The organism is Halomonas sp. OfavH-34-E, from assembly GCF_024124525.1.
Lineage (GTDB): Bacteria > Pseudomonadota > Gammaproteobacteria > Pseudomonadales > Halomonadaceae > Halomonas > Halomonas litopenaei.
The window spans coordinates 41,072-61,841 of the sequence record NZ_JAMXRY010000005.1 but is presented as its reverse complement, the minus strand read 5'-3'; the positions used below and the strand labels follow the sequence as shown (position 1 = coordinate 61,841).

At 63.9% G+C, this 20,770-nt stretch carries 18 protein-coding genes; 6 read left to right on the top strand and 12 right to left on the bottom strand.

Translation table 11 applies throughout. From position 1 onward, the window contains the following. Nucleotides 1-40 precede the first annotated feature (40 nt). Together NH448_RS03615 and purE are read right to left on the bottom strand one after the other, a co-directional pair. Nucleotides 41-1,156 carry a 5-(carboxyamino)imidazole ribonucleotide synthase gene (locus NH448_RS03615; RefSeq protein ID WP_045992810.1) on the bottom strand — a complete coding sequence of 372 codons (1,116 nt, stop codon included), beginning with the start codon at nucleotides 1,154-1,156 and terminating at the stop codon, nucleotides 41-43. Between the two features lie 37 nt (nucleotides 1,157-1,193). After that, nucleotides 1,194-1,715 (bottom strand): 5-(carboxyamino)imidazole ribonucleotide mutase, encoded by a 522-nt coding sequence (purE, locus tag NH448_RS03610; RefSeq protein ID WP_045992811.1) that lies wholly within the window; start codon nucleotides 1,713-1,715, stop codon nucleotides 1,194-1,196. 249 nt (nucleotides 1,716-1,964) lie between these two features. Between purE and NH448_RS03605 the strand changes: the two genes are divergently transcribed. Next, entirely contained in the window at nucleotides 1,965-2,663 is a 699-nt protein-coding gene (locus NH448_RS03605) for a YbaY family lipoprotein (protein ID WP_052704348.1), read from the top strand. Nucleotides 2,664-2,755: 92 nt separating this feature from the next. Here the strand turns inward: NH448_RS03605 and NH448_RS03600 are convergent, their stop codons facing one another. The 6 genes from NH448_RS03600 to NH448_RS03575 all read right to left on the bottom strand — a co-directional run bounded on the left by NH448_RS03600 (nucleotide 2,756) and on the right by NH448_RS03575 (nucleotide 10,636). Continuing rightward, the gene (locus tag NH448_RS03600; RefSeq protein ID WP_045992812.1) at nucleotides 2,756-4,759 is read right to left on the bottom strand and encodes a TRAP transporter permease; all 2,004 of its coding nucleotides are present in this window, start codon (nucleotides 4,757-4,759) and stop codon (nucleotides 2,756-2,758) included. 139 nt (nucleotides 4,760-4,898) lie between these two features. Beyond that, complete coding sequence (locus tag NH448_RS03595; protein WP_045992813.1) at nucleotides 4,899-5,498, bottom strand: DUF1850 domain-containing protein; 600 nt, start codon at nucleotides 5,496-5,498, stop codon at nucleotides 4,899-4,901. Further along, nucleotides 5,498-6,460, bottom strand: a complete 963-nt coding sequence (locus NH448_RS03590) for a TAXI family TRAP transporter solute-binding subunit (protein ID WP_045992814.1) — start codon at nucleotides 6,458-6,460, stop codon at nucleotides 5,498-5,500. Before NH448_RS03590 ends, NH448_RS03595 begins: the two co-directional genes overlap by 1 nt. Nucleotides 6,461-6,706: 246 nt before the next feature. After that, nucleotides 6,707-7,909 (bottom strand): L-2-hydroxyglutarate oxidase, encoded by a 1,203-nt coding sequence (gene lhgO / locus NH448_RS03585; protein ID WP_045992815.1) that lies wholly within the window; start codon nucleotides 7,907-7,909, stop codon nucleotides 6,707-6,709. 142 nt (nucleotides 7,910-8,051) lie between these two features. Next, complete coding sequence (gene glaH, locus NH448_RS03580) at nucleotides 8,052-9,047, bottom strand: glutarate dioxygenase GlaH (protein WP_083970404.1); 996 nt, start codon at nucleotides 9,045-9,047, stop codon at nucleotides 8,052-8,054. 167 nt (nucleotides 9,048-9,214) lie between these two features. Next, on the bottom strand, nucleotides 9,215-10,636 hold the full coding sequence (locus NH448_RS03575; protein ID WP_045992816.1) for an APC family permease: 1,422 nt from the start codon (nucleotides 10,634-10,636) through the stop codon (nucleotides 9,215-9,217). Nucleotides 10,637-10,959: 323 nt separating this feature from the next. On the opposite strand from NH448_RS03575, the gene NH448_RS23505 reads away from it, so the two are divergent. The 4 genes from NH448_RS23505 (at nucleotide 10,960) to NH448_RS03555 (ending at nucleotide 14,267) form a co-directional block, all read left to right on the top strand. After that, on the top strand, nucleotides 10,960-11,244 hold the full coding sequence (locus NH448_RS23505; protein WP_071211119.1) for an XRE family transcriptional regulator: 285 nt from the start codon (nucleotides 10,960-10,962) through the stop codon (nucleotides 11,242-11,244). A gap of 114 nt (nucleotides 11,245-11,358) precedes the next feature. After that, the gene (locus tag NH448_RS03565) at nucleotides 11,359-12,024 is read left to right on the top strand and encodes a hypothetical protein (protein ID WP_045992818.1); all 666 of its coding nucleotides are present in this window, start codon (nucleotides 11,359-11,361) and stop codon (nucleotides 12,022-12,024) included. Nucleotides 12,025-12,264: 240 nt separating this feature from the next. Next, nucleotides 12,265-13,416, top strand: a complete 1,152-nt coding sequence (locus NH448_RS03560) for a diguanylate cyclase (RefSeq protein WP_052704349.1) — start codon at nucleotides 12,265-12,267, stop codon at nucleotides 13,414-13,416. 179 nt (nucleotides 13,417-13,595) lie between these two features. Next, entirely contained in the window at nucleotides 13,596-14,267 is a 672-nt protein-coding gene (locus NH448_RS03555; RefSeq protein ID WP_045992819.1) for a hypothetical protein, read from the top strand. A gap of 2 nt (nucleotides 14,268-14,269) precedes the next feature. Here the strand turns inward: NH448_RS03555 and NH448_RS03550 are convergent, their stop codons facing one another. Next, complete coding sequence (locus NH448_RS03550; protein WP_204248948.1) at nucleotides 14,270-14,857, bottom strand: peroxidase-related enzyme; 588 nt, start codon at nucleotides 14,855-14,857, stop codon at nucleotides 14,270-14,272. A 239-nt stretch (nucleotides 14,858-15,096) separates the two neighbouring features. Further along, nucleotides 15,097-16,596 (bottom strand): CoA-acylating methylmalonate-semialdehyde dehydrogenase, encoded by a 1,500-nt coding sequence (locus NH448_RS03545; protein WP_045992821.1) that lies wholly within the window; start codon nucleotides 16,594-16,596, stop codon nucleotides 15,097-15,099. A gap of 248 nt (nucleotides 16,597-16,844) precedes the next feature. Between NH448_RS03545 and NH448_RS03540 the strand changes: the two genes are divergently transcribed. After that, on the top strand, nucleotides 16,845-17,792 hold the full coding sequence (locus tag NH448_RS03540; protein WP_045992822.1) for a LysR family transcriptional regulator: 948 nt from the start codon (nucleotides 16,845-16,847) through the stop codon (nucleotides 17,790-17,792). A 108-nt stretch (nucleotides 17,793-17,900) separates the two neighbouring features. Here NH448_RS03540 and NH448_RS03535 read toward each other — a convergent pair whose 3' ends face one another. Then, a complete protein-coding gene (locus NH448_RS03535; RefSeq protein ID WP_045992823.1) occupies nucleotides 17,901-18,563 on the bottom strand; it encodes a response regulator transcription factor in 663 nt (220 codons plus the stop codon). A gap of 234 nt (nucleotides 18,564-18,797) precedes the next feature. Then, the gene (gene acs, locus NH448_RS03530) at nucleotides 18,798-20,747 is read right to left on the bottom strand and encodes an acetate--CoA ligase (RefSeq protein ID WP_045992824.1); all 1,950 of its coding nucleotides are present in this window, start codon (nucleotides 20,745-20,747) and stop codon (nucleotides 18,798-18,800) included. Nucleotides 20,748-20,770 lie beyond the last annotated feature (23 nt).

Here is a 20,770-nt window from a genome sequence, read left to right as displayed (position 1 = left end):
TGTTGGGGCCCGTCGTGGAGGGAGCGAAACAGCGCCTGGTTCAGTCTTCGAAGCTGAAGCGCACCTCGGGCGCGTCCGGCACCAGGGCGGCGCATTCGCGCACCCGCTTGAGCAGGCTCGCGTGATCGTCGGCGACCAGGTTGATGTGACCAAGCTTGCGACCGGCGCGCTCGCTCTTGTCGTAGCGATGCAGGTGGGCGTCGCGCATGGCCAGCACCTGGCTCGGCTCGGGCTCGCGTCCGATCACGTTGACCATGCAGGTCGGCGCCCGGGCACTGGTGTCCCCGAGCGGCAGGCCCTGGATGGCACGCAGATGATTCTCGAACTGGCTGGTCACCGCGCCATCCATGGTCCAGTGGCCGGAGTTGTGCACTCGCGGTGCCATCTCGTTGGCCAGCAGGCTGCCGTCGGCGCACTGGAACAGCTCCAGGGTCAGCACACCGACATAGTCCAGCTCGTCCAGCAGCGCCCGGATGTATTCATCGGCGGTGTGCTGGACGCTGTCGTCGAGATCCGGCATCGGCGCCAGCGAGTAACGCAGGATGCCATCGACATGGACGTTTTCCGCCATGGGATAGAACACCACCTCACCGTCGCGTCCGCGCACGGCGATGATCGACACCTCGCGCACGAAGTCGACAAAGGACTCGACGATCAACCGCGGGTGATTGATGCGCTTCCAGGCATCGGCAGCTTCCGCCGGGTCCTTCAGCACCGCCTGCCCCTTGCCGTCATAGCCCTCGGTGATCGACTTGGCCACCACCGGCGTGCCCAGCTCACGAGCGGCGGCTTCCAGCGACTCGGCGCTGTCCACCAGGCGATAGGCCGGCGTCGGAATACCCAGTCGATCGAACAGCGCCTTCTCCTCGGCACGATTCTGACACACCCGGATCGCCTCACTGCCGGGGTAGACCGGTTTCTCGGCTTCGATCGCCTGGACCAACGACACCGGCAGGTGCTCAAACTCGTAGGTGACCAGGTCGACGTCTTCGAGGAAGCTCTGGACGTGCTTCTGGTCGGTGTCGATCATCACCTCGCCGATCCCGGCGCTGGGGTGGCCGGTGGTATCGAGAAAGCGGAACCGGTTGGCCAGCGGATAGCCGGCCAGCGCCAGCATACGGCCGAGCTGTCCGGCCCCGAGAACGCCAATCTTCATGACTTGCTCCTGTTTTCCTGCGGGTACACGACGCCGTTCAGCCCTGGCGAGACTCGGGCGGACGAGGATCGGGATTGTCGAGCACGGTCTGGGTCTGCTCGGCGCGGAAGGCCTCGACGGCCTCGCGAACCTGGCTGTCCCCGAGCCCCACGATCTGGGCTGCCAGCAGGCCAGCATTGGTAGCGCCGGCCTTGCCGATGGCCAGGGTGCCGACGGCGACGCCGCCCGGCATCTGGGCGATCGACAGCAGTGAATCCAGCCCCTTGAGCGCCTTGGACTCCACCGGCACGCCGAGCACCGGCAGCGCGGTCTGGGAGGCGACCATGCCGGGCAGGTGCGCTGCACCGCCGGCCCCGGCGATGATCACCTGAATACCACGCTCGGCGGCACCCTTGGCGTAGTCGAACAGCAGATCCGGGGTGCGGTGGGCGGAGACCACCTGGGTCTCGTAGCTCACGCCGAGGCGCTCGAGCATGGTCACGGCGTGTTCCATGACCGGCCAGTCGGACTTGGAACCCATGATCACGCCGACCCGGGGCGCTGGGGAAGTGGATGACATCGGCAACTCCTCGAAGAAACGACGGCGCCGCGGCAAAGAAATCGCCACGACAAGGGAACAATCGGGAAGCGGCATAGTCTAGCAGAGCCGGGGGAGCAGTACCTCTCCCTATGCGGAGACGTCGCCAGCCAGCGACAGCGCCTTTCACCCTGACTGCGCATTGGCCTGCTAGGGTAACGCTGCTGTCGCGGCCATCGCCGACACTCCACGCCGCCTGACAGGACGACCCGCTCACCCAAGGAGAGAGCCATGAAACCGACCCTGCTGCTTATTGCCGCCCTGACCTCCGGCCTGGCGCTGGCCGGTTGCGATGAGGGACAGAGCACCGCCAGCACCGCGCAGGAGGGCTCGAACGCCAGCCAGCAGAGCACCACCGAACAGGCGCAGAAAATGACGCTTGACGGTACCCTGAGCTTCGCCGAGGCCGGCCAGAGCCTGCCCGACAATGCCGAGGTCACGGTGTTGCTCAACGACGTTGCCCTCGCCGACGCCCCGGCCAGGACCATCGCCGAAACCACGGTGACCATCGAGCGCCAGGCACCGACCGACTTCTCGCTGAGCTACGCAAGCGACGCGGTGAACCCGCGCCACACCCACAGCCTGCGTGGCGAGATCCGCAACGACGAAGGTCAGTTGGTGTGGACCAGTACCGAAGCCACTCCGGTGGAAGTCGGTGCCGACGCCGACCAGCCGCCGGTGTCGGTGGTGCTGCGCCCGGTGGGTGCCGACGGCAATGCCCAGAGCGACAGCATGCAGAAGGCCCAGGAGGCGCTGCTGTCCAGCGGTGATGAACCCACCGCCGCCGAGAAGCAGGCCGTGGAAGAGGCCGACGCCGTGGCCGAACAGGCCGCCGGCATGCAGGAGCCCAGCCAGGGCGCCGCCGCGGCGAGCGGCGAAAATGCCGACACCGGTGCCAATACCGAGACCTCGTCCAGCCAGCCTCAGTAAGCGAGCGCCCTCGACGGACCGGCTCCTCCCGATACGACAACGCCGTGCCCTTGGGCACGGCGTTGTCGCTGCTGGCGGCTGCCCTGGTGCCGCTACGCTGTTGCCGGCGAGCGGCGGGCCTGCCAGAAGTTGAGGCTGATGATCGCCAGCATGACGGCTGCACCGGCGACGTCGAACACCAGCGACGGCAGGAACACCCCGACGATCGCCGGCAGCAGCAGCACGCGCTGCCAGATCGCCATGCGGGTGAACAGATAGCCTTCCAGGGTGGCGGCGAAGGCGCCCAGCGCCAGAAGCCCGGTGAAGCCCTTCCAGATCAGCAGCCAGACCGGCCCGCCGACGATGATCTCGGGGTTGTAGACCATGAACAGCGGCACCAGGTAGAGGCCCTTGGCAAACTTCCACGACTGGAAGCTGGTCTCCATGGGCTTGGCCCCGGCGATGGCGGCCCCGGCGAAGCCGGCCAGCGCGATCGGCGGCGTCACGTTGGAGTCCTGGGAATACCAGAACACCACCAGGTGGGCGATCAGCAACGGCACCCCGAACTCATTGGCCAGCGCCGGTCCCACCAGCACGATCAGCACAATATAGCTGGCCGTCACCGGCAGCCCCATGCCCAGCACGAGACTCGCCAGCAGCACCATGATCAGCGCCAGCAGCAGGTTACCGCCCGAGAAAGCCAGCATCATGGCCGAGAACTTGAGGCCGAGACCGGTCAGCCCCACTACCCCGACGATGATCCCTGCCACCGCACAGGCCATGGTCACCGCCACGGCGTTGCGCGCACCGAGTTCGAGGCCTTCAATCAGCTTGAGCAGACCGTTGCGACAGGCCAGCCCCAGACGCTCGGCGGTCACCGGCTGCCCCTCGCCTGGCGCCACGAACAAGAACCACACCGCGAAACGCAGCACCGCCACCAGCAGCATGCAGACGATGGCGTAGTAGCCCACTCGCATCGGCGACATGTTCATCATCAACAGCCACACCAGCACCGCCAGCGGCAGCAGGAAGTGCCAGCCGTGCTTGAGCACGTCGCTCATCTGCGGCAGCTCGTCCTTGGCCATGCCCTGCATGCCCTCCTTGAGGGCGATGATATGCACGAACAGATAGACGGTGGCGAAGTACATGAAGGCCGGCAGGATGCTGACCTTGACCACCTCGAGATACGGCAGCCGGGTGTACTCGGCGATCAGGAAGGCACCGGCCCCCATCAGCGGAGGCATGATCTGGCCACCGGTCGACGCCGCCGCCTCGATGCCACCGGCCTGGTGGGGCTTGTAGCCCAGGCGCTTCATCAGCGGGATAGTAAAGGCGCCGGTGGTGACCACGTTGGCGATGGCGCTGCCGGAGATCGAGCCCATGCCGGCGGAGGCGATGACCGCGGCCTTGGCGGGCCCGCCACGCTGGCGTCCGGTGGCGGCGTAGGCCAGATCGATAAAGAACTTGCCCGCCCCGGTGATCTCGAGAAAGGCACCGAACAACACAAAGATGAAGATATAGGTGGCGGCCACCCCCATGGGCAGGCCGAAGATGCCTTCCTGCCCCAGGTAAAGCTGGCCCACCAGGCGATCGAGATTGTAGCCGCGATGCTCGAGGATGCCGGGCAGGAACTGGCCGAGCCAGGGTAACTCGCCACGGGGCCCGGCAAAGGCGTAGAGGATGGCGATCAGGCCGATGATGGTCATGCCCAGCCCCACCGCGCGACGGCTGGCCTCAAGCACCGTGATGGTGGCGATGATGCCGACGGTGATGTCGGTCTGGCTCCAGAAACCGGCGCGATTGATGATCTCGTCCAGAAACAGCGCCATGTAGCCGCCGGTGATCATCGCTCCGATGAAGAACACAAGGTCGATCGCCCCACCCAGCACGCCCCTGTCACGCTTGGGACCGAACACCGGAAACATCAGGAACGCCAGCATCATCACCAGCGCAAGGTGGATGCTGCGCTGATAGAACAGCCCCAGCGGCTGAATCCCCGCCGAGTAGAGCTGGAACAGCGACAGGCCGACCGCCACCAGGGTGATCAGCCATAGGATGGTCTTGGGGTGGTTGGCCTGGCTGCCAGGCACCACCGGTGAAGCTGCCGTTTCGCTCATTGTCGTGATTCTCGTCAGGCCTTGCCGGCGCTTGGCCGGTCGGCATAATTCGGAATGCTGTCGCAGGTCGCAGGCCCTCGAGGGGCCGAAGTGCCCACGCGGTTGGTGGCATCATTCGATAGCCTGGGCCAACGACAGGCTAGTCGCGCCGCTCGAGTCCAACGCTGACCAAACGCCCCGCCGCCAGATCGCTCAGGCTGATGGGCGTGGAGGCCGCCGGCAAGGCCAGGGACTCCCCGTCCGGACAGTCGGCCCAAGCCTTGATCAACGTCTCCAGGGTCGGCTCACCACGGCTGACCAGGCGATGATCGACGCGCTTGGCGCCGACCCTCAGCCGATAGCGATTGCCGGGGACGGGCTCGTCGATGTCCTCGATCCAGTAGCCGCCCTGACCGTCGCTGACTTGGCGTCCGCGCCCGGGCACGTGGTCGAGGCCCGCGGCAAAGTCCGGCAGGTGACTGCGTTCAAGCACCATGGCACCGCCGAGGTTGCGATAGCAGTCGAGCACCTCGAAGCCTTCTACCGAGTGGTTCCAGGCCAGGCACCAGCCAGCGCCATCGGGCATCGGCAGTTCCACCAGCGCGGCGCCCTCGGCGTCGCGCACGCTCAAGGTAAAGAGAGCATCGCAGTCGGCATCACTTGCCTGGCCAGCGCACGCCACGGTCATCAGCGTGACCAGCCCAAGCGCAGGCAGGGCGAGCCCGGAGGCCCGCCCTGCCATGAATCGACGCCCCGCCATCAGGGACGCTGCTTGTCCTGCACCTCGGCACCGACTTCCTCGTAGTAGCGCAGTGCGCCCGGGTGGAAGGCGATGGGTGTGGAGTTCACCGAGAACTCGACGGTGGTGTCATTGGCCGCCGGATGGATGGCGATCAGCTCGTCGGTCTGCTCGAACAGGGTCTTGGTGATCTGGTAGGCCAGTTCCTCGTCCATCTCGCTGCTGGCGATCAGCACGTTGGGTACGCCAAGGGTCTGCACCGCTTCTTCCATGCCTTCGTAGAGACCGGCCTTGAGCTCATACGGGGCAAACACCGGTTCGTCCTCGCGCGCCTTGGCGACTTCCTCGTCGCTGAGGCCGATCAGCCGAACATCGCTGGTGGTGGCCAGATTCAGAATCGAGCTGGTGGGCGGCCCCACGCTCCAGAAACCGGCATCGATATCGCCATCACGCAGGGCGTCGGCGGTCTCGTTGAAGTTCAAGCGGCGCGGGTCGAAGTCGTCGTAGCTGATGCCGTTGGCTTCGAGGATGGCGCGGGCGTTGAGCTCGGTGCCGCTGCCCGGCGCACCCACGGACACGACCTTGCCTTCCAGGTCATCCAGCGAGTCGATGTCGGAGTCGGCCATGGTCACGATCTGCACCGCGTTGGGATAGATAGAGGCGATGGCACGAATGTTCTCGAGCTTGCGCCCCTCGAAGTCACCGGTACCGGTAGCGCCCTGGTGGACGGTGTCGGCCAGCGCCAGCGCCAGATCGGAGTCACCACGCCAGACCAGCCCCATGTTCTCCACCGAGGCGCCGGTCACTTCGGCCACGGCGTCGTAGCCGTCGACATGCTTCTTGATCAGCTCGGCCAGGCCTCCACCGTAGGGGTAGTAGGTGCCGCCGGTTCCACCGGTGGCGATCGACAGCTGGCTCTGGGCCACGGCGCTGTGGCTGGCAACCAGCAGGGATGCCGTCAGGGCAAGGGTCAGTGCTCGCATGGTCTTCCTCCGTTCCTCGTAGGAACCGCTTAGAATTTATTGTGCGGAATTGAAGTGTCGATACAGCAATCGCCTAGGCAAGCTAGCAAGAGCCGGCCTCGCTTGCCACTGCAGACATTTCGACGTTTTTTATCTTTGTCTGCAATTCTCACAAGGTCTTAGAGACACTGGCCCGCCATCCTGCCCGTCGAACCCCCGAAGGGCGCGCTTCATCAGGGAGCTGGCGTCGCGCCGGCTTTTCACGCCTCAGCGTTGACTGTCGACCTGCTCGCGTACCTTGGCGACGATATGGGCACCGATCGGCAACGCTGAGGTCGCCGCCGGCGATGGCGCATTGCCTACGTTGATGGTGCGCGGCGTGTTGACGAACAGGAAGTCGTCGACCAGCTTGCCGTCTCGTGTCACCGCCTGGGCACGCACCCCGGCCGGGTAGGGCTTCAGGTCATCGAGGGTGAGACTCGGGCAGTACTTGCGCACCTCTTCCAGATAGCCACGCCGTGACAGCGAGTTCTTCATCTCGCGCATGCCAGGGCCCAGATGACGCCACAGCACCTTGAGAATACCCGGATGGCTGACCATGCCGACCAGATCCGCTGCCGAGACATCACGCTTGCGATAGCCCTCGCGGGCCAGTGCCAGCACGGCGTTGGGCCCCACCGTCACGCTGCCATCGATCATGCGGGTAAGGTGGACGCCGAGAAACGGCATGCTGGGGTCCGGAATCGGGTAGATCAGATGATTGACGATGGCATTGCGGTGCTCGGGCAACTGAAAGTACTCCCCGCGGAAGGGACAGATGGTGAAGCTCGGGGTCTGCCCCAGCATGCGCACCACCCGGTCGGCCATCAGCCCCGAACAACTTACCAGGTAGCGACTGCTGAAGGTCTCGGTGGTGGTGGTCACCACCACTTCTTGGCGACGTTCGTCGAGCCCGGTGACCTCCCGCGAGTAGCGGATCTCGCCACCGCGTCGCTCGAACTCGGCGGCCATGGCGCGAGTGACCTCGGCATAGTCGACGATACCGCTGGACGGCACGAAGATGGCGCCGACGCCGGTGATGTTGGGCTCACGCTCTGCAAGGGCACCGGCGTCGAGCCATTCACGCTCGAGCCCATTGGCTTCGGTGCGTTCCCACAGGGCCTTCATCCGCCCCAACTCCACCTCGTTGGTGGCGACCAGCAGCTTGCCGCAGCTGTCGTAGGCGATGCCGTGGGTCTCGCAGAACGCCTTGGTGGCACGGTTGCCTTCCAGACAGAAGCGCGCCTTGAGGCTGCCCGGTGTGTAGTAGACCCCGGCGTGTATCACGCCACTGTTGTGACCGGTCTGATGGCGAGCCGGACCGTCCTCCTTTTCCAGCAACAGCATGCGCTTTTCAGGATAGGCGTCCTTGAGCTGCATGGCGGTGGACATGCCCAGAATGCCACCGCCGATGATGATGAAGTCGTACATGGGGGTCTCGTTGTCCTTGGTCTTGCCCCGCCGCCGGGACGGGACCGGATACATCGTGGGCAGCCGGGTATCGCGGGGCCCATCACCCTAGAGTACCGCGTCGGGCCGTGCCCCGCTGCACCCCTCTTCCCCGGAGGACACCTCAACCCTGGCGCGCTCGCAGGGTGCTGCCACAGGTGAAGACACCGCGCTGGCGCATCAGCTCGCGCCTGAGCTGCGGGTGAGCCTCGAACTTGTCGCGACCGTGCAGCCAGAAGTGGTTGTTGATCAGCAGGAAGCTTCCGACCGGGTTGGGCAGGGAAATGACGCCGTCGCTCGACTCCAGCGAGTCGGACAGCTCGCAAAGCCAGTTGCCCTCCTCCAGATCACGTGGCTGGACGAACTGATCGATGTAGGCCATCACCGGGCGGCCATCACGGTCGACGTCGAATACCGGGTGAAAGACGTCGCGCACCACCTTCTTGCTGGGCGGAGCCGACCAGCGCATCTCACTGAACGCCAGCGGGTGACGGCAGAACCGCTCCAGCTCGTGCCAGTCGTCCAGATGGAGCAGCCGCGAGTTGCCGCCTTCCATGTGCTGCTCGTCGATCTTCATCATCAGCACGTAGTCGGTGACCTGCTCGACGAAGGTGCCGTCGTTGTGAAGCTCCATCACCCGATGCGGCGCCCGCAGATAGCTGTCGGAGGAGTCGACATTCTCGACCACGAAGCGGGCATAGTACTGACCACTCATGGCATCGAAGTTGGATCGTCCGATCAGGTGGGCAACGGCGGTGGCAAACTTGACCATGTCCTCGGCCTGCTCGACCCGGTCCAGCCCTTCCGGCACGACCTGCAGTGCTCCCTGGCGACGGTCCAGCAGGATATTCGCCAGCCGCGGCCTGAGCGTCCCCTCGCACAGCTCATCGAGTATCCCCGCGACACGAAAACGCAGCATCGACTTGTACTCCAGCGCCTGAATCGGCCATTCGGCACAGGCGTCGAGGAAGGCAGCGACGACCGACCGCTCGACACGCAGCTCCTGCAGACGCTCGGAAGACGTCGACGGGACCAGGGTGAACCCGCGCGGATCGCGTGCGCCAGGGGCGGTGGTCTGATCATCACGATCCTGAAGCTGGGCAGAGGCAAGGATGGACATGGCAGGGCTCCGTATTTGTTTTGACGTTTTGTCAAAATATCTACATTTTTTATTTTTAGTCAACAAAAACCCGGCTGCCGCCGGGTGCTGACATTCTCGACAAGGTCCAGAGTTCTTGAAGCGTCCGCCGGCCGGCAAAGATGCCGACCGGCGTTGCGGTCAAGGCGTCAGGTGCCTTCCAGCTCACGACGCATCTGTCGCTGGCTGTAGGCCGTGCCATAGCGGCGGCGGGACCACAGGTACAGGCCAAGCCCGGCACCCATCCAGCCGGCGAACAGCCCCCACTCGATGGGTGACAGCGCCGAGGGGCTACCGGGCAGGTAGAGCCCGATCAGTCCCAGCGACAGCACCACCGCCAGCCAGCCGACCAGGCGAGGATGGCTGACCTTGAACGGTCTTTCGAGTTCCGGCTCCTTGCGCCGAAGCACCAGAAACGAAATGGATACGAACAGGTAGGCGATGACGATGCCGAGACCACCGGCCACCACCAGCCACACCATGGCCTGGCGTCCCAGCAGAGGCGCCAGGCTCGACAAGGCTCCCATCAACAGGATGGCGTTGACCGGCGTCCTGTGACGAGGATGCAGCTTGGCCAGAAAGGCCGGCAGCATGCCGCAGTGGGCCAGTGCATAGATGGCGCGAGAGCCACCGACGTAGAAGGCGTTCCAGCTGGTCAGGATGCCGGCGATACCCGCCAGCACCATCAGGTTGGCCGCCCAGGGGGTGTTGAACACCGCCCCCATGGCGTCAGGTACCGCCAGGGAGCTGTTCTCGAGCTCCGCCTTGGGCAGCATCAATGCCGTTCCCAGCACGATGAAGGCGTACCAGAACACCGCCAGGACCACCGACAGCATCAAAACCCTACCGATCTCGCGAAACGGCAGGTCGATCTCTTCCGCCGCCTGCGGGATGACGTCGAAGCCGACAAACAGGAAAGGAACCATGATCAGCACCATGGTGATCCCGCCCAGCACACCCTCTTCGGTGTTGAACAACGGCGTCAGCGAAGCGCTGCTACCCTCGAACAGGGCGCCGGTGATGAACATCACACCGACGGCCAGAATCAGCAGCGTCACCACCTTCTGGACCAGCGCCGCGGTGCGCACGCCAACATAGTTGATGGCCATCATGACCACCGAGCCGGCCACACCGACGGCAACCCAGGTGGCCTTGACGTCCCAGCCCGCCAGGGTCCACAGGTGACCGACGGCGTAGCCGGGGAACAGATGCTCGACCACGGTGGGCAGCGCTACCGCCTCGAAGGCCACCACGCTGAGATAGCCCAGCACGATCGCCCAGGTACACAGGAAGGAGGCAAAATGGCCCAGGGCACGGTAGCTGTAGACGTGCTCACCGCCGACCTGGGGCATCGCCGAAGCGAGCTCAGAGTAGGTCAGCCCCACCAGCACGATCACCATGCCGCCTAGCACGAATGCCAGTATGGCGCCAAGGCTTCCTGCCGAGGTGATGAAGCCACCCGTCAATACGATCCAGCCCCAGCCGACCATGGCACCGAAGGCCAGCGCCAGGACGTCCTTGCGGGCCAGCACTCGGCTCAGCTGGGCTCCGCCATTGCTGTTATTGTCCATGAGATAAACCTCTCGCCGCAGTGGTGCGTTCCCGCAGAACAGTGATTGTTGACCGGGGACAGGACGCACCGTTGAATTTATCAATCGCGCGTGCAACTTATCATGAGGATGTTTGCCGTCCGCAGCCTTCGTTTATACCTCTTTGGTCTAAGTTTGTAGGGCCTGCAGATGGCGCCATCGCCGTCAGCCGCAGTCTCCCGCGGCGTCTGCGGAATGAGGAGTTTTCGTCGCTGCGCCACGTCCAGTACGGACACCAAATTGGACTGGCAAGAGGGCAAAAAAGGTTGCATGCTGTAGGGGTCGAAAACGCCCATTGGAGTACCATGAGCACCGCAGATTCCTTGTCTCGAGCAGACGCTTCCGAACCGCCTCCTCGACGATGCCCTGACCTCGATGTCAGGGACCTGGAACAGCGCACACGACTGATGCGCATTGTTACGCGGCTTATCGCCGTATCTGATCTCGGAAGCCGCGAGATCGCACGCCGCGCGGGTCTCCCCATGCAGAAGATCAGTGATCTGCTGTCGGGACGACTGGAACACTTCACCTGCGACGAGCTGCAGGCCATTCGCCGCATCATCGACGATGGCCATCTGTCACTCTCCTGATTGGCCCGTGCTGGACGGCGCCCCGGAAGGCAATTCTGCCAGGGCGCCGCGTCTTGTTCGCGCGAGCCATTGCCCCGCCCTTCCCCTTGATCTTCATGCCATGAGGAATCATCGATGCGCCGTCTGCTAGCGGCTTGTCTGCTATGTGTGTCTGCAAGCGCCCTGGCCGATGGCCAGGCCACCCTGGTCGATGGCAGTGGCGACCCCGAGAGCGCCGTCACCGCACGCTGGATCGGTGATCAACTGCGCCTGGACTTTCCCCGCCACGCGGCCAAGGGCTATCTGCTGTTGAGAGACGGCAAGGGCCACGTGGTCACCAACTTCGGTGGTCAGACGGTGGTGCTGGGCATCCGCGATGTTCAATCCATCGCCGGGCAACTCGGTGGCCAGGACCTGTCCGACCTCGGCAGTTACCAGGCCCAGCAGGTGCTGTCGCTGGAGCCTGTCGGCACGCGGGAAAGCGTCGCCGGCATCGAGGGCGAGGTCTATCGTCTTGACTGGATTACCCAGGAGGGCGATCGCCGAGAGGATGAACTGGTACTCAGCCAGCGACCGGAGGTCATCGAGCTTTTACGGGTCGTCGACCGCTATCAGAGCATTCTGTCGGGGCAACCGGACCCGGTGGCGGCAAGGCTCGAGCAACAGGGGCTCGGACTTCTGCGTTTTGGCGACAAGTTTCAGGTGGCCAGCCTGACGGCGACGTCGCCCGATCCTGCCCTGCTGGCATTGCCGTCCCAGAGTGGCAACGTTGGTGAGCTGTTGCGTTCGGTCATTCAATAGACTTAGGGCCAGGCGCCAACTTTCCCCCTCTCCAGCACTAGATCCACAGCATACCTAGGATGGTGTACTTGATCGCGCACCGCGTGGAATAGGTGTGTGTCAATTGCGTGTAAAACCGCGAAAATGCGATGCAGGAGTCTCCAATCCACGATATATCTTGAAGGTAGCCTTCAAGACATGGTGCGGCCGCACGGCTCGATGTCGTTCCGCAGTGGTCGCACCCATCCAGTGAGAGTTGCCATGAGGCCAATCGACAAGTCCCTGCTGGAACAGATGCACATCAGCGAGGTCGAGATCCAGCGTCGCAAGGAATTCCTGAGCCTCGACGAAGCCGACCTGGCCGATCTGGCAGCGCTCAAACCCCTCATCAACGAGCATATCGAAATCATCGTCGAAGAGTTCTACGAGCGGCAGACCGAGATCGACGAGATCAGCCTGCTGATCGGCGACTCCGAGACCCTGCAGCGACTGCGCTCGGCCCAGCGCCAGTACGTCCTCGACATCTTCACCGGCTACTACGACGCGGAATACGTCAACAGTCGGCTGCGCATCGGTCTGGTGCACAAGCGTATCGGCGTCGAACCCAAGCTGTTTCTGGCCGCCATGCGCACGCTCAAGGAAATCCTGTTTCGCGTCATCGACGAGAACCTCGAGGACGTGCAGGCGACCAAGTCGGCGAAGAACAACCTCGACAAATTGATGTACTTCGATATCACCCTGGTCTTCGATACCTATATCGATACCCTGCTCAACGAGGTCCACAGCGCCAAGCGCCGAATGGAGCTCTACGCTCGCAACCTGGAAGAGAAGACCAAGGAGCTGGCCGCCTACGCAGAAAAGGACGCCCTTACCGGGCTGTTCAACAAGCGAGGCATGAGCGAGGCCCTGAACAGGGAGATCCGCATGGCCGAGCGACGTCACTCGCTGGTCAGCCTGATCTACTGCGATATCGATGACTTCAAGCAGATCAACGATACCCACGGCCACCACAAGGGTGATGAAATCCTTGTCACCTTCGGCCAGATCATGCGTGAAACGGTCCGCAGCAGCGACATCTGCTGCCGCCTCGGGGGGGATGAATTCTGCTGTATCCTGCCAGACTGTGACGCCAAGAGCGCCAAGACCATCGGCAGCAAGATTGAACTGGCCTTCCAGAGCAAGTACCCGAACTTCTCGATCAGCCTGGGCGTCGCCGAGACCGGGGATCGAGACTACCTGCGCGAGGAAGAACTGCTGCGCGCCGCCGACGCCATGATGTATCGCAACAAGGAAGCCAGAAAGCGCAGTGCCGCAGAGGCCGCCTCGAAGACCTCAGCCAAGACGTTGCCAGCCCCCGCCCAGGCAGCAGAGAAGACAACCAGTTCAACGGCCGCCCAGAGTGACGATCACTGACTTCCACTCGCCTGGCTCGGCATTGTCTCGATAAAAATTTAAATTTCTGCTAATAAAGTTGGGTCTAAAATAAAAAGCCTCGATCAGGGCATGCGGGAAGCTCGGCAGACGCCCCTGCTTCAACCAGGTCCTGATGGTGGCATGTGCTGGTTGTCGTACGGTCTCGAGGAAAATGCCCCATGTCCTACCATGAAGCCAAGGAACACGCGCCCGGTCGCCTGCATCGGCTATTCAGTTCGCCCTATACCGCCTTCGACAACCAGACCAGCGAGCGACGCCTGCATCTACTGCTGGCCCTCAATCTGCTGGTCTTCGCGCCGATGCGCCAGGGCCGACTGACGTTACGACTGCTCGATGGCTGGGAAAACGGCGACTGCGAACAGCACACCCTGAACTTCCGGGACGCCGACATCCACCGCCCTCATGACCTCATCAACGCCGCACCACACACCCAGTCACACCCACTGCTCGCCCCGGCCCTGGAAGAGGCGTTGTCCAGCGCCGAGGCCAATGCCATGGGGCTGGATAGCGATATTCGCCTTCACCCGGCGAAGTGGCCGGCCTTCCCCGGCGGACTCTCGCTCTACACACGCTACAAGGTCTGCCATCGCCTCATCTATGGCGAAGACGACAGCTACCGCTCGATTCGCTGCGAGACCCCGGTAGGCCTGCGCGAGATTCACGAGTTCCACTTGGAAGAAGGCGACTTCGCCGTCAGCCTGCCCCACGATGACTCCCCCGCCGACAGCGATGACACCGTGGGCCTGGTCCTTCATGCGGCCCAGCGCTCCGCCCTCACCCACTGGCTTGCCGATCTGGCAGAGCAACCACTGTCGAAGCTGATGGGCTGAGTTCAGGCGTCTCTGGGCACCCTGCCCATCAAATAGAATTCCGGGTTGGGTGGCGTCCCGGTCAAGGTCACCAGGCGGTTGGACAGCCCAAAGAAGGCGCAGATCGCACCGATATCCCAGATATCGTCGCGGCTGAACCCCACCGCCTGCAGACGTTGCTCCCACTCATCGGTCAGCTCACCCAGATCGATTGCGCAGTGCAGCGAGAAGTCCAGCATGACGCGATGTCGCTCGCTCAAGCCAGAACTGCGATGGTTGACCGCCACCTGGTCGGCGAGCAGAGGATCCTTGCTGTAGATCCTGACCAGCGCTCCATGAGCCACCACGCAGTAGAGGCAGTGGTTGCGGGCGCTGGTGGCGACCACGATCATCTCCTTCTCGGCCTTGGTCAGGCTATCGGACTCACGCTCCATCAGCGCATCGTGATAGGCGAAGAAGGCACGAAACTCCGCCGGCCGATGGGCCAGCATCAAGAAGACATTAGGCACGAAGCCCGCCTTCTCCTGAACCGCCAGGATGCTGTCACGGATATCATCGGGCAGATCGTTCAGTGATTCGGGGACGGGAAAGCGGCTGAGAGATGGGCTGATCGAGGGGCTCATGGGGGCTCCGGGCTGACGTGGGCATGGAAGAAGGGCCAGGCAATACATTGACGTTAACGTAAAGGTCAATTTAGTGCTCTGGTACTTTGATCGAATGCCGGGTCGCCGCTGCCGAAAACGACGATGCCCCCTTGATGGGGGCATCGCAGCCTGCAGCCGGGCCAGGCCCGAGAGCTCGAGTCAGACAAGACGTGGCCGCTGCGTCAGCATGCCTGCTCGGCCCTGGATCAGCCGAGCGAGATGGTGCTGTTGATGCCGCTCGAGACGTTTTCCGGCTCGAACCAGCGCGCGGTCACCGTCTTGGTCTGGGTCCAGAAGCTGATGGCCTGCTTGCCATTGGGGCCAAGGTCACCCAACTTGGAGGCGCGCGAGCCGGTAAAACTGAAGTAGGCCACCGGCACCGGGATCGGCACATTGATGCCCACCTGACCGACATCGATATCGCTCTCGAAGCGACGCGCCACCCAGCCGGAATTGGTGAAGATGGAAGTACCATTGCCGTTGGGGTTGGCGTTGACGAAGGCGATGGCCTCGTCCAGCGTGTCCACCTCGACCACGCACAGCACCGGACCGAACACCTCTTCACGATAGATGCTCATGTCCGCCGTCACGCCGGCGAACAGGGTTGGGCCGACGAAGTTGCCGTCGGGGTAGCCCTCGACCTGGCAGCCACGTCCGTCGACCAGCAGCCGAGCGCCTTCCTGTTCGCCCTTGGCGATCAAGCCTTCGACACGATCCTTGGCCGCCGGTGACACCAGAGGCCCGAGATCCGCCTCGCGGTCGGTGCCCGGCCCCACCTTCATGTTGCGAGCCCCCTCGACGATATCCTCGAGCCACTCCCGGGCCTGGCCGACCAGCACCACCACCGAGTTGGCCATGCAGCGCTGGCCGGCGGCGCCGAAGGCCGACCCCAGCAGGTTGTTGATGGCCTGAGAGCGGTTGGCGTCAGGCATCACCACACAGTGGTTCTTGGCACCCATCATGGCTTGAGCGCGCTTGCCGGACTCGCTGGCACGGCGATAAAGCTGGGTGCCGACATGGGTGGACCCGATAAACGACATGGCCTTGATATCCGGGTGCTCGCACAGGTGATTGGCGACATCAGGGCCGCCATGCACCACGTTGAGCACACCGGCGGGGACACCGGCCTCGAGCGCCAGTTCCACCAGGCGCAGGGTGGAGCTCGGGTCCTGTTCGGAGGGCTTCAGCACGAAGGTGTTGCCGGTGGCAATGGCCAGCGGGAACATGAAGCAGGGCAACATGATGGGGAAGTTGAAGGCGGTGATGCCGGCACCTACCCCCAGCGGCTGGTTGAGGGTGTAGACGTCCACCTCGTTGGCGGCGTTCTCGGCCAGCTCCCCCAGTTGCAGCGAGGTGATCGAGCAGGCGTGTTCGACCACCTCGAGACCACGACCGACTTCACCTTCGGCGTCGGGCAGGGTCTTGCCGTGCTCCTCGGTGATCAGGGCGGCAAGCTCCGGGGTATGCTCGCGAATCAGCGCCTGCAGCTTGAGCATGATGCGCATGCGCTTGGCCAGCGGCACCTTGCGCCAGGTGGCAAAGGCCTGATGGGCGCTGGCAACGGCCCGGTCGACCTCCTCCAGGGTACAGAACGGCACCCGCGCGACCACTTGCTGGGTCGCCGGATTGATCACATCGCGCCATTCGCTGGACTGCGAGGGGACGGCCTGGCCATCGATGATCATGGGAATTTCGCGGACTGACATGGGCGTGCTCCGGCTGTTGTCGTTGTGCATGAGCGTGGCGTCGTATGAGATGGACTGGGCGTACTGCCATGCCAGCAGCCGCCTTGATCGCCGTGGCGGTGTGCACCACGGCACGGCTATCCATGCTGACCAGTCTAGACACAGGTAGGATGGCCAAACAACGGCCAGACAGGCACATTGCTTGTGCACTGATGCACAACCACAAACACATCGAAGTCCACGACGTCGTCGCTCAGCGGAGGTGATTTTTGCTCGACTGGCAGGATCTTCAGGTCTTTCTCGAGGTGGCCAGGCATGCCCGCCTGTCCGACGCCGCCCGACGGCTGGGCGTTGACCACTCGACCCTGTCGCGGCGAACCCGCCGCTTCGAACAGCGACTCAACACCCAGTTGTTCGAACGCAGCACCCACGGCTACCGCCTGACTCCCGCCGGCGAACGTCTGAAGAGCCACGCGGAACAGATGGCCCGACACGCCGACGAGGCCGCCGACAGCCTGACCGATCAGAACCTGCGCCTGGAGGGCCAGATCCGACTTGGCGTGACCGAAGGCTTCGGGACCTGGGTGGTGGCCCCGCTGCTCAGCGCCTTCTGCCGGCGTCATCCCGGCCTCACCCTGGACCTGCTGGCGCTGCCTCGCGTGGTCAATCTCAGCCGCCATGAAGCAGACCTGGCGATCACCATCGAACGACCGGGCAACCCCGGTCTGGTCACCTCGCGACTGTGCGACTACCGGCTCAAGCTCTACGCGGCGAGGCACTACGTCGAGCGCCACGGGGCACCGCAGCAGCTTGCCCAGCTGGGCACACATCCGCTGATCGGCTACGTGGACGACCTGTTGTTCAGCGAGCAGCTCAACTACCTGGATCCGCTACTGTCGCCGGAGGTGCAACAGGCGCAGCAGACCCACTTTGCGCTTCGCAGCACCAGCGTGACGACCCAGATGATGGCCACCGAGAGCGGCGCAGGCCTGGGCATTCTGCCGTGCTTCATGACGGCGGGACGAGACGGGCTGATGCCGCTGCTGGAGGACGAAGTGTCGGTGGTGCGTCAGTTCTGGATCACCGCCCGGCAGGAGCAGCGCCAGCTTGCCCGGGTGCGTCTGCTGTGGGACTTCCTGCGCGAGGCGCTGGCAATGAATCAGGATTTTCTGATGGGACGCCATGACCGGCTGGTGCTGCCGGACGACGTCGAATGAACACCGGCTGGCTGCCACCAGGGCCGGCGCCAGCATAGGACTAGGCCCCCGCTCCAGAACCACGACACCCCGCCTGGGCGGGGTGTCGTCGATGCGCAAGCAACCGCGTCAGGATTCGACCTTGGGTGGCTCGACCTCGAGCTTCTGGGCAGCGATCACCGCCTGGGTGCGCGAGTGCACGCCCAGCTTTCTGAGGATGGCGGTCACGTGGGCCTTGATGGTGGCCTCGGAGACGTTCAGCTCGTAGGCGATCTGCTTGTTGAGCAGGCCTTCGGTCAACATGTTGAGTACGCGGAACTGCTGAGGCGTCAGCGAGGCGATGGCCTCGGCAAAGCGCGCCTCTTCCTCGTTGGCCTCACCCAGGGCGTCGGCCATCTCTTCCGGCAGCCACACTTCGCCGTCGAGGATCTCGCCCACCGCCTCGGCGATCAACGCCAGCGACGAGGACTTGGGAATGAACCCCGAGGCACCGTAGTCGATGGCGCGGCGCACGACGTGCACTTCATCGCTGCCGGATACCACCGCCACCGGCACATCCGGGGTCTGACCACGCAGCTGGATCAGCCCGGAGAAGCCGTGGGCTCCAGGCATGTGCAGATCGAGCAGGATCAGGTCCGCGTCGGGGTGGCGAATGACCACGTCCGAGGTGGCCTCCATGGTGTCGGCCTCGATGATTTCGGCCTGGGGCGCGAGCTGGCGAAGCGCCTGCGTCAGGGCGGCACGGAACAGCGGATGATCATCGGCTACGATGAATTTCTGGGCAAAGGCCATGGACTCTCCTCCGGATTCCGATGCAGCGTGTCAGGCCTGGACGCCGCAACGCAAGACGCTTGTTTGCACAGCATGTTACCCCATGGTTGCCGGCTTTCCCAAGCGCCCTGACGCAAGCATCCTCAACGGCTACCCGTGGTGCCGACTCTGCGGCCTCCATCACTATGCAAAAACGGGCCGGCGCCGGAAGTTTCCGGCAGCCGGCCCGCAGGACCTGCTGTTACGCCATGAGCCTTACTTGGCGGCGCGGTGCTCGATCAGATCCTCGACCACCGAAGGATCGGCCAGGGTACTGGTGTCGCCGAGGCCATCGCACTCATTGGCGGCAATCTTGCGCAGAATCCGGCGCATGATCTTGCCCGAGCGGGTCTTGGGCAGTCCCGGTGCCCACTGGATATGATCCGGCGAGGCGATCGGGCCGATGTCCTTGCGCACCCACTGGGTCAGTTCCTTCTTGAGCTCGTCGGTGGGTTCGGCCTCGTCGTTGAGGGTCACGTAGATATAGATACCCTGCCCCTTGATGTCATGGGGGAAGCCCACCACGGCGGCCTCGGCCACCGCTGAGTGTGCCACCAGCGAGGACTCGATCTCGGCGGTGCCCATGCGGTGACCGGACACGTTGAGGACGTCGTCCACCCGGCCGGTGATCCAGTAGTAGCCGTCCTCGTCACGGCGACAGCCGTCACCGGTGAAGTAAGTCCCCTCGTAGGTGGAGAAGTAGGTCTGGATGAAGCGCTCGTGATTGTTCCAGATGGAGCGCGCCTGTCCCGGCCAGGAATCGAGGATGACCAGGTTGCCGTCGGTGGCGCCCTCGAGGCGCTTGCCTTCGTTGTCCACCAGCGCCGGCTGCACACCGAAAAACGGCAGGGTCGCGGAGCCCGGCTTCTGGTCGATGGCACCGGGCAACGGGGTGATCATGATGCCGCCGGTCTCGGTCTGCCACCAGGTATCGACGATCGGGCATTTGCTGTTGCCGATCACCCGGTAGAACCACTCCCAGGCCTCGGGGTTGATCGGCTCGCCCACCGAGCCAAGCAGGCGCAGGCTATCCCGAGAGCTGGAGTCCATCACCTTGTCGCCGTGGGCCATCAGGGCGCGCACTGCGGTGGGGGCGGTGTAAAGGATACTGACCTTGTGCTTGTCGACGATCTCACCCATCCGCCCGTGGGTCGGATAGCTCGGCACCCCCTCGAACATCAGGGTCACCGCACCGTTGGCCAGGGGCCCATAGACGATGTAGCTGTGGCCGGTGACCCAGCCCACGTCCGCGGTGCACCAGTAGACCTCGTCCTCGTGATAGTCGAACACGTACTGGTGGGTGAGGCTGGCGTAGGTCAGGTAGCCGCCGGTGGTGTGCTTGAGCCCCTTGGGGGTGCCGGTGGAGCCGGAGGTATACAGGATGAACAGCGGATCCTCGGCGCCCATCTCTTCGGCGGGGCAGTCGGTGTCCTGGTCGGCCACTGCGTCGTGGTACCAGACGTCACGTCCCTCGTGCCATTCGATGTCACCGCCGGTACGCTTGACCACCAGCACCTTCTCGGCCACGTCGGTGCCATCACGGGTCAGGGCGGCGTCGACGTTGTCCTTCAGCGGTACCTGCTTGCCACCGCGTACGGACTGGTCGGCGGTGATGATGACCCGTGAGGCAGCGTCCTTGACCCGCTGTGCCAGGGCGTCGGGAGAAAAGCCGCCGAACACCACCGAGTGCACCGCACCGATACGGGCGCAGGCCAGCATGGCCATGGCGGCTTCCGGGATCATCGGCATGTACAGGGTCACGGTGTCACCCTTGCCGATCCCCATTCCTTTCAGGGCGTTGGCCAGCTGGCAGGTACGCTCGTACAGCTCGCGGTAGGTGATCACCGAAGATTCGTTCGGATCGTCCCCTTCCCAGATGATCGCCGGCTTGTCGCCACGCTTGTCGAGGTGTCGATCCAGGCAGTTGGCCGCCACGTTGAGGGTGCCGTCCTCGAACCAGCGGATGTCGACATTGTCGCTGGCGAAGGATACCGACTTGATGGTCTGCGGCGGCTTGATCCAGTCAAGGCGTGCGGCCTGCTCCTTCCAGAAGCCCTCGGGATCTTCCACCGACTGCCGATAGAGCTTGTCGTAGGTGGCCTTGTCGGCCCAGGCGGTCTTGGCAAACGCATCGGAAACCGGATAGACGTGCTGATGATCGCTCATGGTGCTCTGTCCTTGGATACCCA

Coding starts and splice junctions, on each gene's coding strand:
- NH448_RS03615 (WP_045992810.1), bottom strand. CDS start 1,156: ATGAAGATTGGCGTTCTCGGGGCCGGACAGCTCGGCCGTATGCTGGCG.
- purE (WP_045992811.1), bottom strand. CDS start 1,715: ATGTCATCCACTTCCCCAGCGCCCCGGGTCGGCGTGATCATGGGTTCC.
- NH448_RS03605 (WP_052704348.1), top strand. CDS start 1,965: ATGAAACCGACCCTGCTGCTTATTGCCGCCCTGACCTCCGGCCTGGCG.
- NH448_RS03600 (WP_045992812.1), bottom strand. CDS start 4,759: ATGAGCGAAACGGCAGCTTCACCGGTGGTGCCTGGCAGCCAGGCCAAC.
- NH448_RS03595 (WP_045992813.1), bottom strand. CDS start 5,498: ATGGCGGGGCGTCGATTCATGGCAGGGCGGGCCTCCGGGCTCGCCCTG.
- NH448_RS03590 (WP_045992814.1), bottom strand. CDS start 6,460: ATGCGAGCACTGACCCTTGCCCTGACGGCATCCCTGCTGGTTGCCAGC.
- lhgO (WP_045992815.1), bottom strand. CDS start 7,909: ATGTACGACTTCATCATCATCGGCGGTGGCATTCTGGGCATGTCCACC.
- glaH (WP_083970404.1), bottom strand. CDS start 9,047: ATGTCCATCCTTGCCTCTGCCCAGCTTCAGGATCGTGATGATCAGACC.
- NH448_RS03575 (WP_045992816.1), bottom strand. CDS start 10,636: ATGGACAATAACAGCAATGGCGGAGCCCAGCTGAGCCGAGTGCTGGCC.
- NH448_RS23505 (WP_071211119.1), top strand. CDS start 10,960: ATGAGCACCGCAGATTCCTTGTCTCGAGCAGACGCTTCCGAACCGCCT.
- NH448_RS03565 (WP_045992818.1), top strand. CDS start 11,359: ATGCGCCGTCTGCTAGCGGCTTGTCTGCTATGTGTGTCTGCAAGCGCC.
- NH448_RS03560 (WP_052704349.1), top strand. CDS start 12,265: ATGAGGCCAATCGACAAGTCCCTGCTGGAACAGATGCACATCAGCGAG.
- NH448_RS03555 (WP_045992819.1), top strand. CDS start 13,596: ATGTCCTACCATGAAGCCAAGGAACACGCGCCCGGTCGCCTGCATCGG.
- NH448_RS03545 (WP_045992821.1), bottom strand. CDS start 16,596: ATGTCAGTCCGCGAAATTCCCATGATCATCGATGGCCAGGCCGTCCCC.
- NH448_RS03535 (WP_045992823.1), bottom strand. CDS start 18,563: ATGGCCTTTGCCCAGAAATTCATCGTAGCCGATGATCATCCGCTGTTC.
- acs (WP_045992824.1), bottom strand. CDS start 20,747: ATGAGCGATCATCAGCACGTCTATCCGGTTTCCGATGCGTTTGCCAAG.